The organism is Paenarthrobacter nitroguajacolicus (genome assembly GCF_029952445.1).
In the GTDB taxonomy this organism is placed as follows: domain Bacteria; phylum Actinomycetota; class Actinomycetes; order Actinomycetales; family Micrococcaceae; genus Arthrobacter; species Arthrobacter nitroguajacolicus_B.
In genome coordinates this window covers 89,413-104,491 of record NZ_JAQPPK010000019.1, presented here as the reverse complement: position 1 = coordinate 104,491, position 15,079 = coordinate 89,413, and the positions used below count along the sequence as shown (strand labels likewise).

The window sequence follows — 15,079 nt, the reverse complement described above, 5'->3', positions numbered from 1 at the left end:
CGCCAGCCCCGCGCACCCGTTGCCGCCGATCGCGCCCGTAACCTCTGGTGCGTCGGGCGCGTAAGGGTGCGAACCAGCCCACGAAAGGGTGCGCCGGGCGCGTAGGGGCGCACGCCCCGACCCCACCCGAGGCGCCAGCCCCGCGCACCCGTTGCCGCCGATCGCGCCCGTAACCTCTGGTGCGTCGGGCGCGTACGGGTGCGAACCAGACCACGAAGGGGTGCGTCGGGCGCGTAAGGGTGCGAACCAGACCACGAAAGGGTGCGGTCAATCATCCACTTCACCGAGTTCTAGGATGAAAGGGATGACCACCACCCAAGCAGACAAAAACTTCAGCCTCCGCAGCGTCGCGCTCCCGGCCTTCGGGCCCGCCCTGCTGTTCTGTATTGGCGAGGGGGCGGTCCTTCCGGTCATTGCTCTCTCGGCCCGTGAGCTTGGGGCGTCGGTGGCGGTCTCGGCGTTGATCGTGACACTCATCGGGCTTGGATCGTGGGTCTTCAACATCCCCGCCTCGATCATCACCGAGAAGTTCGGTGAACGATGGTCGATTGTCGCAGCAGGTGCACTGGGGGCCATGGCCCTTGGCGCGGCGGCGTTTGCCCCACAGCTCGAGCACGGACTCTGGTTGCTGGCGGCTTCCATGACGTTGGTGGGTATGTCCGCCAGCGTCTTCAACCTTGCCCGGCAGAAGTTCCTTACCGAGGCCGTACCTGTCATCTTCCGCGCGCGTGCTCTGTCCACCTTGGGCGGTGTTACCAGGATCGGTATCTTCATTGGACCGTTCATTGGTGCCGCCGTGATGCAGTTTGCGGGCATCAGCGGGGCGTACTGGGTAGGTTTCGCGGGAATGATGGCGGCGGCTGCCTTGTCGCTCACCATCCCGGACCTGGTCGCCCCTGAAACGTCCGACGGCGGTCCGCGCCCTCCGGCGTCGACGTTGCGGAGCGTCGCGGTTTCGCATGCGGGAGTGTTCCTGAGCGTCGGCTTCGGGATCCTGCTGCTCAGTGCCCTGCGCGCGTCACGCCAAGTGGTGATCCCGCTGTGGGCCGAGAATCTGGGACTCGATGCCACCCACGCGTCCCTTCTCTTCGGGTTGTCCGGTGCCATCGACATGCTGGTCTTCTACCCGGCGGGAAAGCTCATGGACAGAAAAGGCCGGCAATGGGTGGCCATACCGTCCACAGTGATCATGGGAACGGCACTGATCCTGATCCCGTTCACGGCCGGCTTTGTCCCGTTGCTCCTGGTCGCGTTGCTGATCGGCTTCGGCAATGGCATCAGTTCGGGGCTGATCATGACGCTCGGGGCCGACTTCTCGCCGGACAACGGGCGGAGTCATTTCCTGGGGATCTGGCGCTTCATTGCGGACTCGGGCGCCACCGGGGGACCAGTGCTGCTCTCCGGGCTCACGGCTGCGGTCTCGCTCTCCGCCGGCATCTGGGCCACAGGCATCCTGGGCTTCGCAGCGGCGGTGGTGTTCGCCGTCGCCATTCCGCGTTTGAAGCACCGGCGCAACTACTGACACCGGGGCGCGTGCCTTCCCCACCCACTTCCACACCGAAACAGCCACAAAACAACCCCATCAGGTTCTCTTGTGGCTGTTGGCCATTCAAAGTAGGTCAGGAAGGCACGGGCCCAATGGGTACAGGACGCTTCCACACGCGGTCCGGGACCTTGCCTGTCACCAAGGCCACTGCAATGACCAGAAACAGCAGCCCCCACGTGGCATTGGCAGCGTCGAGAGCAGTCCGCATCACCACAAACGGAGGAATGATCGCCAGCACCGTCGCAGTGACGATCCTCCACACCGCCGGCCGCGACGCACCGGGAGCCAGTGCCGTGCTTGCAAGTTCCAGCCGGACCAGCGGCGTGGAGACCAGCAGCACCAAAGCCCATGCCGCCACGTAGAAGAGTGGCCGGCTGAGCCACCAGTCAACGCCCGCGGGCTCAGGGAACGGCAGCCGCACGACCAACGCGATCCCGAACATTGCGATGATCAAGGGCAGGTGCCAGAGGTAGATGGTCATGGCCCGGCTGCCCACAACGAACATCACCTTCTGGACCCAGCCGAGCCGCACGCACCGCTGCAGCGCTGGATAGGCCGTCTTGACCAGCAGCACGTGGGCCAGGCCCACCAGAATCAGAGGGAACATCGGCGGGTTTTGGTTGGTCAGCATGTCCACGGGGTAAGGACCCGAATGCGTCAACAGAGCCAACGCCGCATAGCAACCCACCGCAGCAAGAACCAGCTGCCAGCGCGCAAACCGGTCAAAGAAGCCATCGGCGTAGAAGAAGCCCAGCTGCTGCAACAGCCCCCAAACGAACACCATGTTCAGCAGTCCGATCGGGTTGGAGTCGAAGCCCCAGGGATTGTGCTCCAAGCCCAGGCGAAAGACATCCACGACGACGGCGCCCGCAGCCAACGCTGCGATGGTCCGGTAAGGCGCGGCCTGGTGGAGCTTGGCCATGGTGGGCACCATCGCCTGGCAGATCAGGTATGCGGCCAGGAACCACAACTGCACTCCGGCGCCCGCAGCGATCACGGCCAGCAGATCGCCTGGGACGCCGGCCGCCGTCGCACTCCACAGCGCAATGGCGAGGAAGGCGTACAACGCAACCGTGGGACGGACCAAGCGCAGCACCCGGTTTCTCATGTAATCGCCGGCGTCGCCTCCCTTGCGGCGCAGGCTCCGCCACGAGGTCAGTGAAGCAAAGCCGCCCACGATGAAGAAGAGCGGCATAACCTGGCCGAACCAAGTGCCTTGTGCGAACCAGCTAAGGGAGGTCAGCGGATTGCCAACGCCAATGCCGGATTCGTCCACGCTGATGCCCATCATGAGCAGGTGCACGGCCACTACTGCGAACATGCATGCAACCCGGATGAAGTCGACAACAAGGTCGCGGGATGCGGGGGCGGCTGGGGTGGTGACCCGAACGCCGGGTTTCAGTGTGGAAGACAGCTTCAGTGTGGAAGGCATGGGAGCTCCTGGAGTTATCCATTGATTATCCATCGAATGGAGTAACTCTAACGCATGCGATGAAGTCCGTCGACGTCATCCGCAGAAACGTTGGAAATCACGGGTCAGGATTGGCGCTTCCCGGCGTAGCCTAGAGAGGAGGACCCGGCCAATTTCCCGAGTTTGCGGCAGTGCATTGAGGGTCCCGCCCATCCCACCAATCAAGAACGGCAGCGCTGATCACTATGCACATCAGGGAATTTTGGAATCAGCTTTCACCCGAAACGCAGCAATGGCTCATCGACAATCCCGGCAGCGTGATCGTGCCGCGGACTGTAACAGCCATTATCAAAGGACAGACGGGCGAGGACAGTGCCGTAGACAGCCACGGCGGCACCGTGCTCACGGACGAGGACCGTGCTTTCATCCGGGAGCAGGCCCGCCGGGTTCGCACCGAGGCCACGGAGCGATAACCACGCGCGGCGGTGCGCCGCCGTCGTGCTTTAGCTCTTCCGTGCCGCCAAGCCGAACAGCCAGGTCCCGCCAAGGGCTGAGAGGTAACCGGCGACCGTTATGAAGGCCGTGCCTGCCCAGAAGTAATCGATGGTGCTGTCGGCGCTGAGTCCGGGCATCACCTGGAGCAATGAATATGCCGCCACCACTATGGCCGACAAAAGCGCAGCGACGGTCAGCCACACCCAGATCCGGGAGGCGGCCCAGTGTTCGCCGTAGCCCTTCCAGACATTCCAGCTGCTGCCTGTGCGCAGGACCAGCCAGCCGGCCGGGAGCATCACCGCGGCCACCACGAGGAAAGCGGCGATGACGTCGGCGGGACGGTGCCACTGGTTGATGAGGGTGGAGACGCCGGTGGCCACCGCGAAGGTGCTTCCCAGGAAGCCGGCCAGCGGACGCCAGCGTGGGGACACCATGAGGAAAACGGCTGCTGCGGCGGAGGCGGCAAGCGTGGTGTGCCCGGAGGGGAGCGAGTTCAGTTCCAGTGTCTGGACGCCGCGATCGGGCCGGTCGGGGATGAAGAATTTGAGCACCTGGGTAGCCAAGTTGGCGGTCACGCACGCCGCCACGGCGATACCGGCGGCCTTCCAACGGCGGCGTGCCACTGTCACGAAGAGCACCATGATGGTGGCGATCGCGAGGGAGAGCATGGGGAGCATGTCCAGGAATTCGGTGGAGGCCCGGCCGGCGGTTCCGCTGAGGGTTGTGGCCTCGACCAGTGCCGACTCGTCGATGAACTGACCGGCGGTGGTGCGCACGAAGAAGTAGTACGTTGCCGCGAGGCCCGCGATGCTGGCAATTGTGGCCAGGCAAAAGAGCAAGCCTGTGCCGGTACCTGCGGCGCGTGCTGGAAGCGGCCGTTTGCTCGACCTCCCGCTGGTGCGGAATTGCTGGGAACTCATTCTGACTAGACTGCCACAATTCGCTGGACGCCCCGTGTGAAGTGCTTCGGCGTGGTGAGGCCACCGTGAGGTGCGGGCAACATTTCTGTGACACTTGACACGTGTTAGGCGGCGGGCGTACTGTTCCTAACACGTGTTAGGGAAGGAAATCTACATGTCGGGAACCAATGGGGCTTTGCGCGAATTCACACGTAGAAGTGCCCTCACAGCCCTCGGCGCCGGAATTGTTGGAGTCACCGCGGCATCGTGGCCGCGCTTGACCGGGGCCGATATTCCAGGCAGGGGCGACAACAGCCTCAGCATCGCCATCATGGGCACCGCCGCAGATGCCGCAGCCCGTCAGAAGGTCATCGACGCCTTCGCAAAAGTCCACCCCGAGATCAAGGTCAAGGTCCAGGCCATTCAGGCAGTGGACTGGAAGGACTTCTTCACCAAGATCCTCACCATGGTGGCGGCAGGCACCCCGCCGGACGTCGTATACGTGGCAACTGAAGGCGCCCAGCTCTTCGCCGAGAAGCTTGCCCACCCGCTGGACGAGTACCTCCGCCGGGACGCCGAGCACATGAAGGAATACTTCGCGGACGTTCACCCCAGTTTGGTGGAAGCGTTCATGTACAAAGGCAGCCTGTTCCAGCTCCCCATCGACTGGAACGCCGCCAACATGTACTACAACACCACGGCGCTCCGGCAGGCCGGCCTGGAACGGCCCGCCGACAACTGGACCCACACCGACTTCCGCGCCACCCTGGCCGCCATGAAGAAGGCGAACCCCAAAGACTTCACGCCTTACTACTGGACAAACCGTCTCTTCGGCGGGGTGGTTCCGTGGCTCTACGCCAACGACACCAGCTTCCTCAAGGAAACCAAGTCCGCGGGCGGCGAATGGCTGTGGGACGGTTTCTACGCCAACGACCCCTCACGCAGCCTCCGCTCCGGCGGCTACCAGTGGCTTGAACCCAATGCCGACGATCCCCGGGTCTTCGAATCCTTCGACTACCTCCGCGGACTGGTGAAGGACGGATTGGGAGTCCGGCCCGAGGAAGGCGGCGGCAGTGCACTGATCGGCCTCTTCGCCTCCAACAGGATCGGTACGACGCCGGCAGGCGGCTATTGGGTGCAAGGCCTCCACGAGGCGGGGATGACTGAGGACGGTTTCGATGTCCAGTTCTTCCCCAAATGGCGGTCGCAACGGCACCAATTCGGCACCGCCGGGTACGCGATAATGAAGACCGCCAAGGACAAGGACGCCGCCTGGGAATGGGTGAAATTCAGCTCCAGCCTTGAGGCCATGCGGATCGTGTTCCCCACGCCAAACACCACCCCTGCGCGCCGGTCCATGGTCAACGAGCAGCTCTACGCCGGAACCGGTCCCCGCAACTGGAAGGTCTTCTACGACACCCTGGACAAGTTCCCCACCACAGGTCCCATTCCAGCGCCACCCCAGCAGGCCGCCGTCGAGACCGCACTCATGAAAAACGTATCCCTGGCTGTCAGCGGCGACGAGCGCCAACTCAAGGACGCTCTCAATTCCATGCAGCGCGATCTTGAACTGGCCCTGAGGAGGCAGCCATGAGTACCGCAACAAGTACGCCAACGGGGACCGGCAGCGAGCCTGGCCGTCGCCAAAGCGCCCATAAAACTGCGCCGGGCTCCAAGCGTGGCCGCGTTCAGCAGCGCTGGCTTCCGTGGGCATTCCTGGCGCCGACCATTGCCGGCATGGGCATCTTCACGCTGTTGCCCATCATCGCCTCCATCGCGCTCGCTTTCTTCCGCTGGGACATCATCTCCGCACCAACGTTCGTAGGCTTCGACAACTTCGCCGAGGTAGTCCAGGACCCCACGGTTCGCGTTTCATTCCTGAACACCATCGTGTTCGTGATTGTTGCCGTGGCGCTGCAGCTCGGGTTGGCCCTTGGACTGGCGATCATGGTGCAGGAAAAGCTGCCGGCTTGGCTCAGGGTGTTCTTCCGCTCGGCGTTCTTCTTCCCGCTCATCCTGTCTGCGGCATCGGTATCGATCTTCATGCGCTACCTCTTCAACGAGCAGTTCGGCGTCGTGAACTGGTTGCTGTCCATCGTCGGCATCCCCGCGGTTCCGTGGCTGACGACGCCAACCGGGTCTGCCGCCGTCGTGATCCTTGTGTATGTGTGGCAGAACTTCGGGTTCTCGTTCCTGCTGTTCATCGGCGGGTTGGCCTCCATTCCGGTGGAGACGTACGAGGCCGCGTCCATTGACGGCGCGACGGGTTGGCGCAAGCACTGGTTCGTCACCCTGCCGCTGCTGAGTCCCACCACCTTGGTGGCCTCGGTCATGGCGATCATCAACGCGCTGCAAGTGTTCGATCAGCCCTACGTCCTCACCCGTGGCGGACCCGGCGACTCGACCCGCACAGCGGTGATGGTGATCTTCGAGTCCGCGTTCCAACGCCTCGAATTCGGCCAGGCCTCGGCGATCGGCGTGATCCTGACGCTCATCATCATGGCCATCACCGCCGCGCAGTTCCGGCTCAGCAAACGATTCGTCTTCTACCAGTAAGGCCCGCCATGACCACCATTCAAGAACGTGTCACCACCACGGCGCCTGTTGTCACGCGGAAGAAACGCGACTGGTCAGTAGCCGTCCGCGTCGTCGTCTTGCTGATCGCGTCCGTCTTTGTCCTGGGCCCGGTGTTGTGGACGCTGTCCACCTCGCTGCGTCCGCCGTCGGAATCCTTCAAGCTGCCACCCGCGTTCCTTCCGCTGAATCCGGACCTCAGCTCCTACGAACAGGTGTTCAAGCAACTGAACATCGTGGCGCTGGTAGTCAACAGCGCGCTGGTGACAGGACTGATCGCCGTCGGCCAGATGATCACGGCGGCCCTGGCTGGCTACGCATTCGCGCACCTTCGCTTTCGCGGACGGGGCGCCCTGTTCTCGATCGTGTTGGCCACCATGATGGTGCCCGCACAAGTGACGATCGTGCCCGTGTTCATGCTCATCCGCGGCGTCGGACTCTCCGACACGCTGCTCGCGCTGATCATTCCGGCCATCCCGACGGCGTTCGGCACCTTCTTGATGCGCCAGTACTTCATGGGGCTGCCCGGTGAGCTCGCTGAAGCGGCCGCGATCGACGGCGCCTCGCCGTGGCGGACCTTCCGTTCCGTGTACGCGCCGCTGGCCATGCCGGGCCTGGCGATCGTGGGCATCCTGGCGTTCAACTTCCACTGGAACGAGTTCTTCCGGCCGCTGATCATGACCATTTCCGAGCAGAACTTCACCCTTCCGCTGGGCTTGGTTTCGCTCCAAGGCAACCTCGGCACAGGCAGCATCTCCGTTGTCCTGGCTGGCGTTGTCCTCTCCATGATTCCCGCATTGGTGGTGTTCATGTTCGGCCAGCGCGCGCTGCAGGATGGACTCACCGCCGGTACGGGTAAGTAGTTTCTCTCTTTGAAAGGGGCTCCGATGACGGACCTTGCACTCTCTTCCTCTCTGGCCATGGCGGCGACGCACCCGGATCCTGCGTTCCCTCGCTTCCATCCGCGCCCTGCACAGGGGTGGATCAACGATCCCAACGGCGTCAGCTACATCAACGGCCGTTACCACGTCTTCTTCCAGTACAACCCTTCGTCTGCGCGGCACACTCAGATCCAGTGGGGGCATGTGAGCTCAGCTGACCTGGTGCATTGGGACGAACACCCCGTGGCGCTTGTTCCGCAGGAGGGCGGGCCGGACTCCGCCGGGTGCTGGACCGGAGTTGTCACCTCTGATGATGGCGTGCCGACCGCGGCCTACTCCGGTATCCGCGATTACGACGGGCACTCCCAGGTAGTCATCGCGCGGGGTTCTTCGGACTTGGTGTCGTGGGAGCAGGACGGGCACGTTGCAGCCTCCATGCCCGAGGACCCGCTGGTCACCGCCGTTCGCGATCCCTTCATCTTCCGCTTCAACGGCGCCCGCTATGCCATGCAAGGGGCCGGTCTGGCTGACGGGCGTGCAGCGTTGCTGTTGTATTCCGTGTCCGACATGGATCACTGGGATTACAAGGGGATCTGGCTGACCACGGCCAACCCCATCGCTGCGAAGCACACGCCCGCCGAGATCTGGGAATGCCCGCAGCTGGTGGAGGTGCCCTCCAATTCGGGCGAGTCCACGTGGGTCATGATGTTCTCCCTCTGGCTCTCCGGCGACGACCACGAGCACGCCAACGGTGTTGGGCACCTGATCGGGTCGCTTTCGTTGGACCCGGATTCAGGGTTGCCCGTGTTCGCCCCTGTTGCCGGGGGCAAGTCCGATCTGGGACGCGACTTCTATGCCCCCCAGATCACCCAGCTTTCCCATGGTTCGACTGACGCTGCTCCCGCTGCGCTGCTGTGGGGTTGGGCCAACGAAGGTCCCGGTCGTGACGGCCGCCGGGGCCGCACTCAGGAAGAAATCGACGACGCCGGGTGGTCGGGTGTGCTGACGCATCCCCGCGTTTTGTCAGTGGTTGGGGATGCGCTGGTTGTTGCTCCGGCGCCCGAGGTTTCCGCTTACCGGGGGGCTTTGGTGGCTACGGGGGCTGCCGGCTCCGTGGCAGTTCCTGGGTTCGCTGAGGTGCTGGTACGTGGTTCCGGCAATGCGTCAGGCGCTGTTTCCTTGGTGCTGGGTTCGGACGCCGAGGCGCAGGTTGTCTACTCGGGTTCGCTGGATGCCGACGAGGAGCTCCGGATCTTTATCGATGCATCCCTGGTGGAGGTCTACCGTTCGGGCTCCGTTGCCACCACGCTCCGGGCGTACCCTGCCCCGGGGGAGACCTGGACCCTTGCTCTCCCCGATGGCGCGACTGCGGACGTCTGGGAGTTGAGCCTCCCGGCCGAATAACCCCTTGTTGTGGGGCCCGCTCTGCGTGCTAATTCCCGGATTTGGCGCGTAGAGCGGGCCTCACAACGTGCTCGTAGTGCTGCGAACGGTCCGGGATTAGTGTGGTGCGGGGCCTGTCGACTCACGCACCACCAAGCGGCAGGGGACCATCGTCTCCAAGGTGGGTGCCGGCGTCGTGCTTTCTGCGTCCTCAATGGTGTCCAACAGCGTGCTCATGGCGGCGCGGCCGATCTCGCGCAAGGGCAGGGCCATGGTGGTGAGGGCAGGGACCATGGTGTCGGCGATGCGGGTTTCGTCGTCGTAGCCCATGATGGACAAATCCTGCGGGACCCTCAGGCCCAGGCGGGCTGCGGCCAACGCCACGCCAATGGCCAAACGGTCGTTGGCGCACATGATGGCGGTGGGACGCTCGGCCGGGGACACGCCGTCGAGCAGTTTCATGGCACCGTGGTAGCCGGCATCAATGTCCCACCCAGCCATGAAGATTCGTTCATCCCGCATCGGGACTCCGGCCAAAGCGTGGGCATTGCGGTATCCCTGGACACGCAAGGGAGCTGCCGGCGAATCCTCCGAGCCGGCAAGCAGTGCGATGTCCCGGTGCCCCCACTGCAAAAGGTGCTCCGTGGCCTCCCTGCCGCCCGTCACTTCATCTGGAATGACGTGGTGAAGCTGCGGCTGGGGCTGTTGGTCGTAGCAGTTGGCCAGCACGGACGGGACACGCAGCATGCCCTGTGGAATTTCGATTGGCTTCAGACCGACGGTCACGTACATGAGTCCGTCCACACGCCTGTCGAGAAGGGTTTCGATGGCGCTCGCATCCCTGGCGGCATCGCGCTCAGTATCCATGACGACGGTGACGAAGCCGCGGCTGCGTGCGACGTCGTCGGCCCCGCCGATGATATTGCCGTCGAATGGGCTGACCACCACTTCGTCCGACAGGATTCCGATCACCCTTGAACGCTGGCTACGCAGGCTCAAGGCGATGGCGTTGGGTGTGTAGTTCAGCTCCTTGGCAGCCTGGCGGATACGGTCCTGGCTATCCTTGGCGACGTTTCCGTCACCCCGTCCGTTCAGCACCAGCGAGACCGCGCTTCTGGAAACCCCCGCCCTCTTGGCGACGTCCAATGCGGTGGCCTTGCGGTTCATGGGCTTCCTCTCATGGCGGTTAGTCAGCAGTCTACCTAACGCGTGTGAGGTTCCCAGGGTGCCTAGGCGTTTACGGAGTAGCCAACTTGGGAATAGATCTGGGACATGAAGTTGGCCATCCATATACCAAACACAATAAATGACACCACGATCGTTCCGATCATGGCCCAGATAGGTGCGAGACCACGCCCCAGGGCCACCTTGCGGACTATCACTGTCCTGCCAATGACATAGACAGTCGGGCTTAGGAAGCACCAAGCCCAGTGGAAGGGACGAATCACCCCGGAATTCGCAAGCCGCTGACGGTCCAGATACGCGAAGAAGACAGACAAACCGTAGATGACGAACCCAGCTGCTTGCATCAGGAAGTAACCGGGGGAGTAAATCGACGTCGGGTCGACGGTGGTGCCACCCTGACGCGTAGTGATGAACCGGAACTCGGGCTGCCATGTGAGCATCAATAGGGTAATCACGAGTGGCAGGAGGGTGATCGCCCAAATGAATGGGTTATATACCGGGGTCTGGTTGCTGATCAATACGCGCTGAAGCGGCATCAGCTGCGCCGAGGCTGGTGCCAGATGCGGTGTCCACTGCAAACCGTCCCACCATCGCATCCGCTGAGGGAACGATGGGTCCGGATACCAGCCGGGAGGTGTTGTTGAACCTGGCATTGCTTGCGTCATGATTTCCCCCGCATTGTGGTGTGACTTCGAGAATATCGCGGTTGCTGTCTCTCGGTTGCCAAGTGACCCTCCCCAGACGTTCAGTGGCGGTGTAAGGATGGAGCATGAGCTTCTTTGACGACCTCCCCGAGCCGCCCGCCCGTCTTCGTTCGGCGCAACCGGCCCTGCCCGAATGGGCGGGTCCGCCGTCGGACGAATTGCCTGGCATCGTGGCCGTGGGTGACTTCGTTCTTAGGGGCCCCAACGCCGTGGTCGCGCTGAAGATGGTGGAAGTTTTCTCCACGGGCTGTCTTTTGGACTTGGTGTGGTCCGTGCGGCGCTCGGACGAATCGGACCAGGAGTGGCGGGACGTCATGGAGCGGACCTTCCAGCGCCCTGACCGGCCGGGAATCATGATCGGGGCAGCGCTCCCCGACGGACGCAAGGCCTTCTCCGGGCGCTCCGCACCGTCCCCGTTCGACGACCCCGACGCCGTCACGGGGCCAGTCCTTGTGCACCGTGGAGGCGGTGGCGGGAGTGCTGGAGACGAACAAGCAGAGGGTTCCGCACGGTACTGGCTGTGGCCGCTGCCGGAAGGAGGGGACCTCCAACTCGTTGCAAAATGGGATGACCTCGGGCTGCCCGAAGGCACTGTGGTTATCCCCGGCGAGCCCCTTGCACGGGCGCGTTCGGAAGTGCGCGGATACTGGTCGGAGTAGTTTTCCACATAGCCCACTTGCCCTGCCCCTGGCCCGAAATGCCGCCGGTACAGTGGCAATATGCCTTCTCGCCTTCCTGACCTCGAAGAACTCCTCGATTCTGCCTACGTCGTATCGTTGCCCATGCGCGTGAAGTTCCGCGGCATCATGGAGCGCGAGACCCTGCTCCTGCGCGGGCCGCTTGGGTGGGGAGAGTTCTGTCCCTTCCCGGAGTACGACGACGACGAATCCTCCCGCTGGTTGGCGGCCGCCTTGGAGGCGGGCTGGCTTGGGTTCCCTGAACCATTGAGAGATAGCATCCCAGTGAACGCTACGGTCCCTGCAGTTTCCGCAGACCGCGTCCCCGATGTACTCGCCCGCTTCGGCCGCGTGGATGCAGTCAAGATCAAGGTCGCTGAAAGAGGGCAGGAACTGTCCGACGACCTTTCCCGGGTGGCAGCAGTCCGCAGTGCCCTTCCCGATGCAGCTATCAGGGTGGACGCCAACGGCGGGTGGGATGTTGATCAAGCGGTTGAGGCACTGGGAGCACTGTCGGTGCAGGGGCTCGAGTACGCCGAACAACCTGTTCCCACCATCGAAGGGTTGGCCGAAGTTCGGCGCCGACTCGTCGAGTCCGGCACCCCCGTTCGCATCGCGGCGGATGAAAGCGTGCGCAAGGAAGACGATCCCCTGCGCGTGGCAAAGGCGGGGGCCGCCGACCTCATCGTGGTCAAGGTAGCACCTCTGAGTGGGGTCCGGCGGGCGTTGGACATCGTCGAGCAAGCGGGGCTGCCGGCCGTCGTCAGCTCGGCCCTCGATACCTCGGTGGGGATCCGCGCTGGCCTGGCACTCGCGGCGGCCCTTCCCTCGCTGCCCTTTGCCTGTGGCCTGGGCACCGTTTCGCTCTTCGCATCAGACATCACACTGGATCCGCTCGTGGCCGACGACGGCGCCATCCGCTTGCGTGATGCGCACGCCGATTCCGGGCTGCTGGAGCAGTATGCGGCTTCGGGGGAGCGCCGGGATTGGTGGCTGGATCGATTGCGACGCGTCCACGCCGTCCTTGCCGACAACCAGCACCGTTTGTTCACCGGGTCTTAACCGGAGGGACCTCTCAGCTTCGGATTCCGCTGAAAAGCTCAGCGGGAACCTCGTACACACTCTGGAAGGTCCCCCATGTCTGAAACCACCGGACGCTCGTTTCCGCTGCTCCCCATGTTCGGCCACACCAAGGGCAAGCGCAGCGCTGTAACCTGCGCCCTCAAGTGTGACAATGCCTGTGCCGGCGATGTCTGCAACACCAGCGCCAACGGTTACTTCCGCGACATCGCCTCCACGGCCCTGTCCCGCCGCGCCGCCCTGGGCCTCGGCGCCGCAGGTGCGCTCGCCGTCGTTCTCGGTGGTGCCGTAACCGGTGCAGATTCTGCTGTCGCCGATTCGGGCAACGGGCTCTCCGACGCTGCGAAGAAGGGCTTCGACAAGTCCAAGCTCCAGTTCACCGCCATCAAACCCGTCGACGCCGCCGTCGACGCCTTTACGGTCCCTGAAGGCTTCGGCTGGAACCCCATCATCCGCTGGGGTGACCCGCTGTTCGCCGATTCGCCTGCCTTCGACATCACCATGCAGACGGCTGCCGCCCAGGCTCGCCAGTTCGGCTACAACAACGACTACACGGACATCCTCCCGATCCCCGACTCCAAGGATCGCCGGGCCGTCCTCTTCACGAACCACGAATACACCAACGAGAACATCATGCTTCCGGTCGGCTTCGACGCCGCAGAAGCCCGTGCCATCGGCCGGGCTGCGCATGGTCTGGCGGTAGTGGAACTGGAGCGCAAGAACAAGAACAAGCCGTGGAGCTACGTCCAGGGTGCTGCCCTGAACCGCCGCTTCCTCACCGACACGGTGTACGAACTGACGGGCCCCGCCGCCGGTACCAACCTGGTCAAGACCATCGACGACCCCGCCGGCCGTTGGATCAAGGGCACCCTGGGTAACTGCTCCGGTGGCACCACCCCCTGGGGCACCATCCTCTCGGGTGAGGAAAACTTCAACGGCTATTTCGCAACTCCCGGGACCAGCGACTCAGACAAGCGCTACGGACTGTCCTCGAAGGCAACGGCCCGCCAATGGGAACTCGACGAGCCACGCTTCGACACCCGTAACTCTGGATACGCCAACGAAAGCAACCGCTTTGGCTGGATCGTGGAAGTTGATCCTTTCGACCCCACCTCCACCCCCAGGAAGCACTCGGCCATGGGCCGCTTCAAGCACGAGGGCGCCAACGTCATTCTTGCGCCCGACGGTCGGGTTGTGGCCTACATGGGTGATGACGAGCGCTTCGACTACCTCTACAAGTTCGTCTCCAAGGGCAAGTACCAGGCCGGCGATTCAAAGGCAGCCCGTAAGAACAACATGAGCCTGCTCTCCGAAGGTGACCTGTACGTGGCCCGCTTCACTGGAGACTCGCCCACGGCCGAGATCGACGGCACCGGCAAGCTCCCGGCCGATGGTGCCTTTGACGGTTCGGGCGAATGGCTGCCGCTGGTTATCGGTGGGGCGTCAGCGGTTCCTGGCATGTCAGTCGCTGAAGTCCTGGTCTACACCCGCCTGGCTGCCGACAAGGTGGGTCCCACCAAGATGGACCGTTGCGAAGATGTCCAGCCCAGCCTGCTCACGGGCAAGATCTACGTGGCGTGCACCAACAACTCGGACCGCGGCAAGGCAGGCAAGGAAGGCGCCACGGAGGTTAACCCCCGTACGCTGAACCGTGACGGCCACATCGTTGAAATCACCGAGGCCCCGGGCCAGACAGGAACCAAGTTCAACTGGACCCTCCTGTTGGTTGCCGGCGATCCCGCCAAGAACAGCTCCACGTACTTCTCCGGGTTCCCGGCAGAGAAGGTCTCTCCGATCTCCTGCCCGGACAACGTGGCGTTCGACTCCGTGGGCAACCTCTGGATCTCCACCGATGGCGCCCCGTCCACCATCGGCTACAACGACGGCCTGTTCAAGGTCACGCTCGAAGGCCCTGAGCGCGGCAAGGTAGAGCAGTTCCTGGCCGTTCCCCGCGATGCTGAGACCTGTGGTCCGATTGTCCATGACGAAGAGCGAACAGTCTTCGTGGCTGTCCAGCACCCGGGTGAAGAAGGCACGTTCGACGCGCCGCACTCCTACTTCCCGGACTACGTGCCAGCCGGAACCACTCCCGCCGCTGGTGCGGTGCGGGCACCCCGACCTGCGATCGTGCAGGTGTTCCGCAAGTAACTGACGCACGGAAACGCTCCCTTGTCTCAATGAGATAGGGGAGCGTTTCCGTGTTCAATGCTCGTTCACGTTCGGACCCTCTGGCAGGTTGCGGGC

At 63.5% G+C, this 15,079-nt stretch carries 13 protein-coding genes; 9 read left to right on the top strand and 4 right to left on the bottom strand.

Annotated features, from left to right (window positions below; genetic code table 11):
* The first annotated feature begins 304 nt into the window (after positions 1-304).
* Complete coding sequence (locus PJL15_RS15025) at positions 305-1,522, top strand: MFS transporter (RefSeq protein WP_281451948.1); 1,218 nt, start codon at positions 305-307, stop codon at positions 1,520-1,522.
* A gap of 97 nt (positions 1,523-1,619) precedes the next feature.
* On the opposite strand, the gene PJL15_RS15020 is transcribed toward PJL15_RS15025, so the two are convergent.
* Positions 1,620-2,978, bottom strand: a complete 1,359-nt coding sequence (locus PJL15_RS15020) for an acyltransferase family protein (protein WP_281451947.1) — start codon at positions 2,976-2,978, stop codon at positions 1,620-1,622.
* Positions 2,979-3,202: 224 nt separating this feature from the next.
* On the opposite strand from PJL15_RS15020, the gene PJL15_RS15015 reads away from it, so the two are divergent.
* On the top strand, positions 3,203-3,430 hold the full coding sequence (locus PJL15_RS15015; RefSeq protein WP_281451946.1) for a hypothetical protein: 228 nt from the start codon (positions 3,203-3,205) through the stop codon (positions 3,428-3,430).
* Positions 3,431-3,460: 30 nt separating this feature from the next.
* Here the strand turns inward: PJL15_RS15015 and PJL15_RS15010 are convergent, their stop codons facing one another.
* Positions 3,461-4,372, bottom strand: a complete 912-nt coding sequence (locus PJL15_RS15010; RefSeq protein WP_281451945.1) for a phosphatase PAP2 family protein — start codon at positions 4,370-4,372, stop codon at positions 3,461-3,463.
* 154 nt (positions 4,373-4,526) lie between these two features.
* Here PJL15_RS15010 and PJL15_RS15005 point away from each other — a divergent pair, with 154 nt between their 5' ends.
* From PJL15_RS15005 to PJL15_RS14990, 4 genes are read left to right on the top strand one after another with little or no spacing between them, the layout of a single operon-like run.
* Positions 4,527-5,945: an ABC transporter substrate-binding protein gene (locus tag PJL15_RS15005; protein WP_281451944.1), complete on the top strand. Its 1,419-nt coding sequence runs from the start codon at positions 4,527-4,529 to the stop codon at positions 5,943-5,945.
* Positions 5,942-6,907 (top strand): carbohydrate ABC transporter permease, encoded by a 966-nt coding sequence (locus tag PJL15_RS15000; protein WP_281451943.1) that lies wholly within the window; start codon positions 5,942-5,944, stop codon positions 6,905-6,907. Before PJL15_RS15005 ends, PJL15_RS15000 begins: the two co-directional genes overlap by 4 nt.
* Before the next feature lie 8 nt (positions 6,908-6,915).
* Complete coding sequence (locus PJL15_RS14995; RefSeq protein ID WP_281451942.1) at positions 6,916-7,788, top strand: carbohydrate ABC transporter permease; 873 nt, start codon at positions 6,916-6,918, stop codon at positions 7,786-7,788.
* A 24-nt stretch (positions 7,789-7,812) separates the two neighbouring features.
* Entirely contained in the window at positions 7,813-9,210 is a 1,398-nt protein-coding gene (locus PJL15_RS14990; protein WP_281451941.1) for a glycoside hydrolase family 32 protein, read from the top strand.
* Positions 9,211-9,306: 96 nt separating this feature from the next.
* On the opposite strand, the gene PJL15_RS14985 is transcribed toward PJL15_RS14990, so the two are convergent.
* Both PJL15_RS14985 and PJL15_RS14980 read right to left on the bottom strand, forming a co-directional pair.
* On the bottom strand, positions 9,307-10,356 hold the full coding sequence (locus tag PJL15_RS14985) for a LacI family DNA-binding transcriptional regulator (protein WP_281451940.1): 1,050 nt from the start codon (positions 10,354-10,356) through the stop codon (positions 9,307-9,309).
* Positions 10,357-10,418: 62 nt separating this feature from the next.
* Positions 10,419-11,039 carry a DUF2510 domain-containing protein gene (locus tag PJL15_RS14980; protein ID WP_281451939.1) on the bottom strand — a complete coding sequence of 207 codons (621 nt, stop codon included), beginning with the start codon at positions 11,037-11,039 and terminating at the stop codon, positions 10,419-10,421.
* Positions 11,040-11,143: 104 nt separating this feature from the next.
* Between PJL15_RS14980 and PJL15_RS14975 the strand changes: the two genes are divergently transcribed.
* From PJL15_RS14975 to PJL15_RS14965, 3 genes are all read left to right on the top strand, one after another.
* Positions 11,144-11,737: a hypothetical protein gene (locus PJL15_RS14975; RefSeq protein ID WP_281451938.1), complete on the top strand. Its 594-nt coding sequence runs from the start codon at positions 11,144-11,146 to the stop codon at positions 11,735-11,737.
* Between the two features lie 60 nt (positions 11,738-11,797).
* On the top strand, positions 11,798-12,817 hold the full coding sequence (locus PJL15_RS14970) for an o-succinylbenzoate synthase (RefSeq protein ID WP_281451937.1): 1,020 nt from the start codon (positions 11,798-11,800) through the stop codon (positions 12,815-12,817).
* Between the two features lie 75 nt (positions 12,818-12,892).
* Positions 12,893-14,983, top strand: coding sequence for a PhoX family protein (locus PJL15_RS14965; protein ID WP_281451936.1), 2,091 nt, complete (start codon positions 12,893-12,895; stop codon positions 14,981-14,983).
* The last annotated feature ends 96 nt before the right edge of the window (positions 14,984-15,079 follow it).

Coding starts and splice junctions, on each gene's coding strand:
- PJL15_RS14975 (WP_281451938.1), top strand. CDS start 11,144: ATGAGCTTCTTTGACGACCTCCCCGAGCCGCCCGCCCGTCTTCGTTCG.
- PJL15_RS14980 (WP_281451939.1), bottom strand. CDS start 11,039: ATGACGCAAGCAATGCCAGGTTCAACAACACCTCCCGGCTGGTATCCG.
- PJL15_RS15015 (WP_281451946.1), top strand. CDS start 3,203: ATGCACATCAGGGAATTTTGGAATCAGCTTTCACCCGAAACGCAGCAA.
- PJL15_RS15020 (WP_281451947.1), bottom strand. CDS start 2,978: ATGCCTTCCACACTGAAGCTGTCTTCCACACTGAAACCCGGCGTTCGG.
- PJL15_RS15010 (WP_281451945.1), bottom strand. CDS start 4,372: ATGAGTTCCCAGCAATTCCGCACCAGCGGGAGGTCGAGCAAACGGCCG.
- PJL15_RS15025 (WP_281451948.1), top strand. CDS start 305: ATGACCACCACCCAAGCAGACAAAAACTTCAGCCTCCGCAGCGTCGCG.
- PJL15_RS14990 (WP_281451941.1), top strand. CDS start 7,813: ATGACGGACCTTGCACTCTCTTCCTCTCTGGCCATGGCGGCGACGCAC.
- PJL15_RS14995 (WP_281451942.1), top strand. CDS start 6,916: ATGACCACCATTCAAGAACGTGTCACCACCACGGCGCCTGTTGTCACG.
- PJL15_RS15005 (WP_281451944.1), top strand. CDS start 4,527: ATGTCGGGAACCAATGGGGCTTTGCGCGAATTCACACGTAGAAGTGCC.
- PJL15_RS14985 (WP_281451940.1), bottom strand. CDS start 10,356: ATGAACCGCAAGGCCACCGCATTGGACGTCGCCAAGAGGGCGGGGGTT.
- PJL15_RS15000 (WP_281451943.1), top strand. CDS start 5,942: ATGAGTACCGCAACAAGTACGCCAACGGGGACCGGCAGCGAGCCTGGC.
- PJL15_RS14965 (WP_281451936.1), top strand. CDS start 12,893: ATGTCTGAAACCACCGGACGCTCGTTTCCGCTGCTCCCCATGTTCGGC.
- PJL15_RS14970 (WP_281451937.1), top strand. CDS start 11,798: ATGCCTTCTCGCCTTCCTGACCTCGAAGAACTCCTCGATTCTGCCTAC.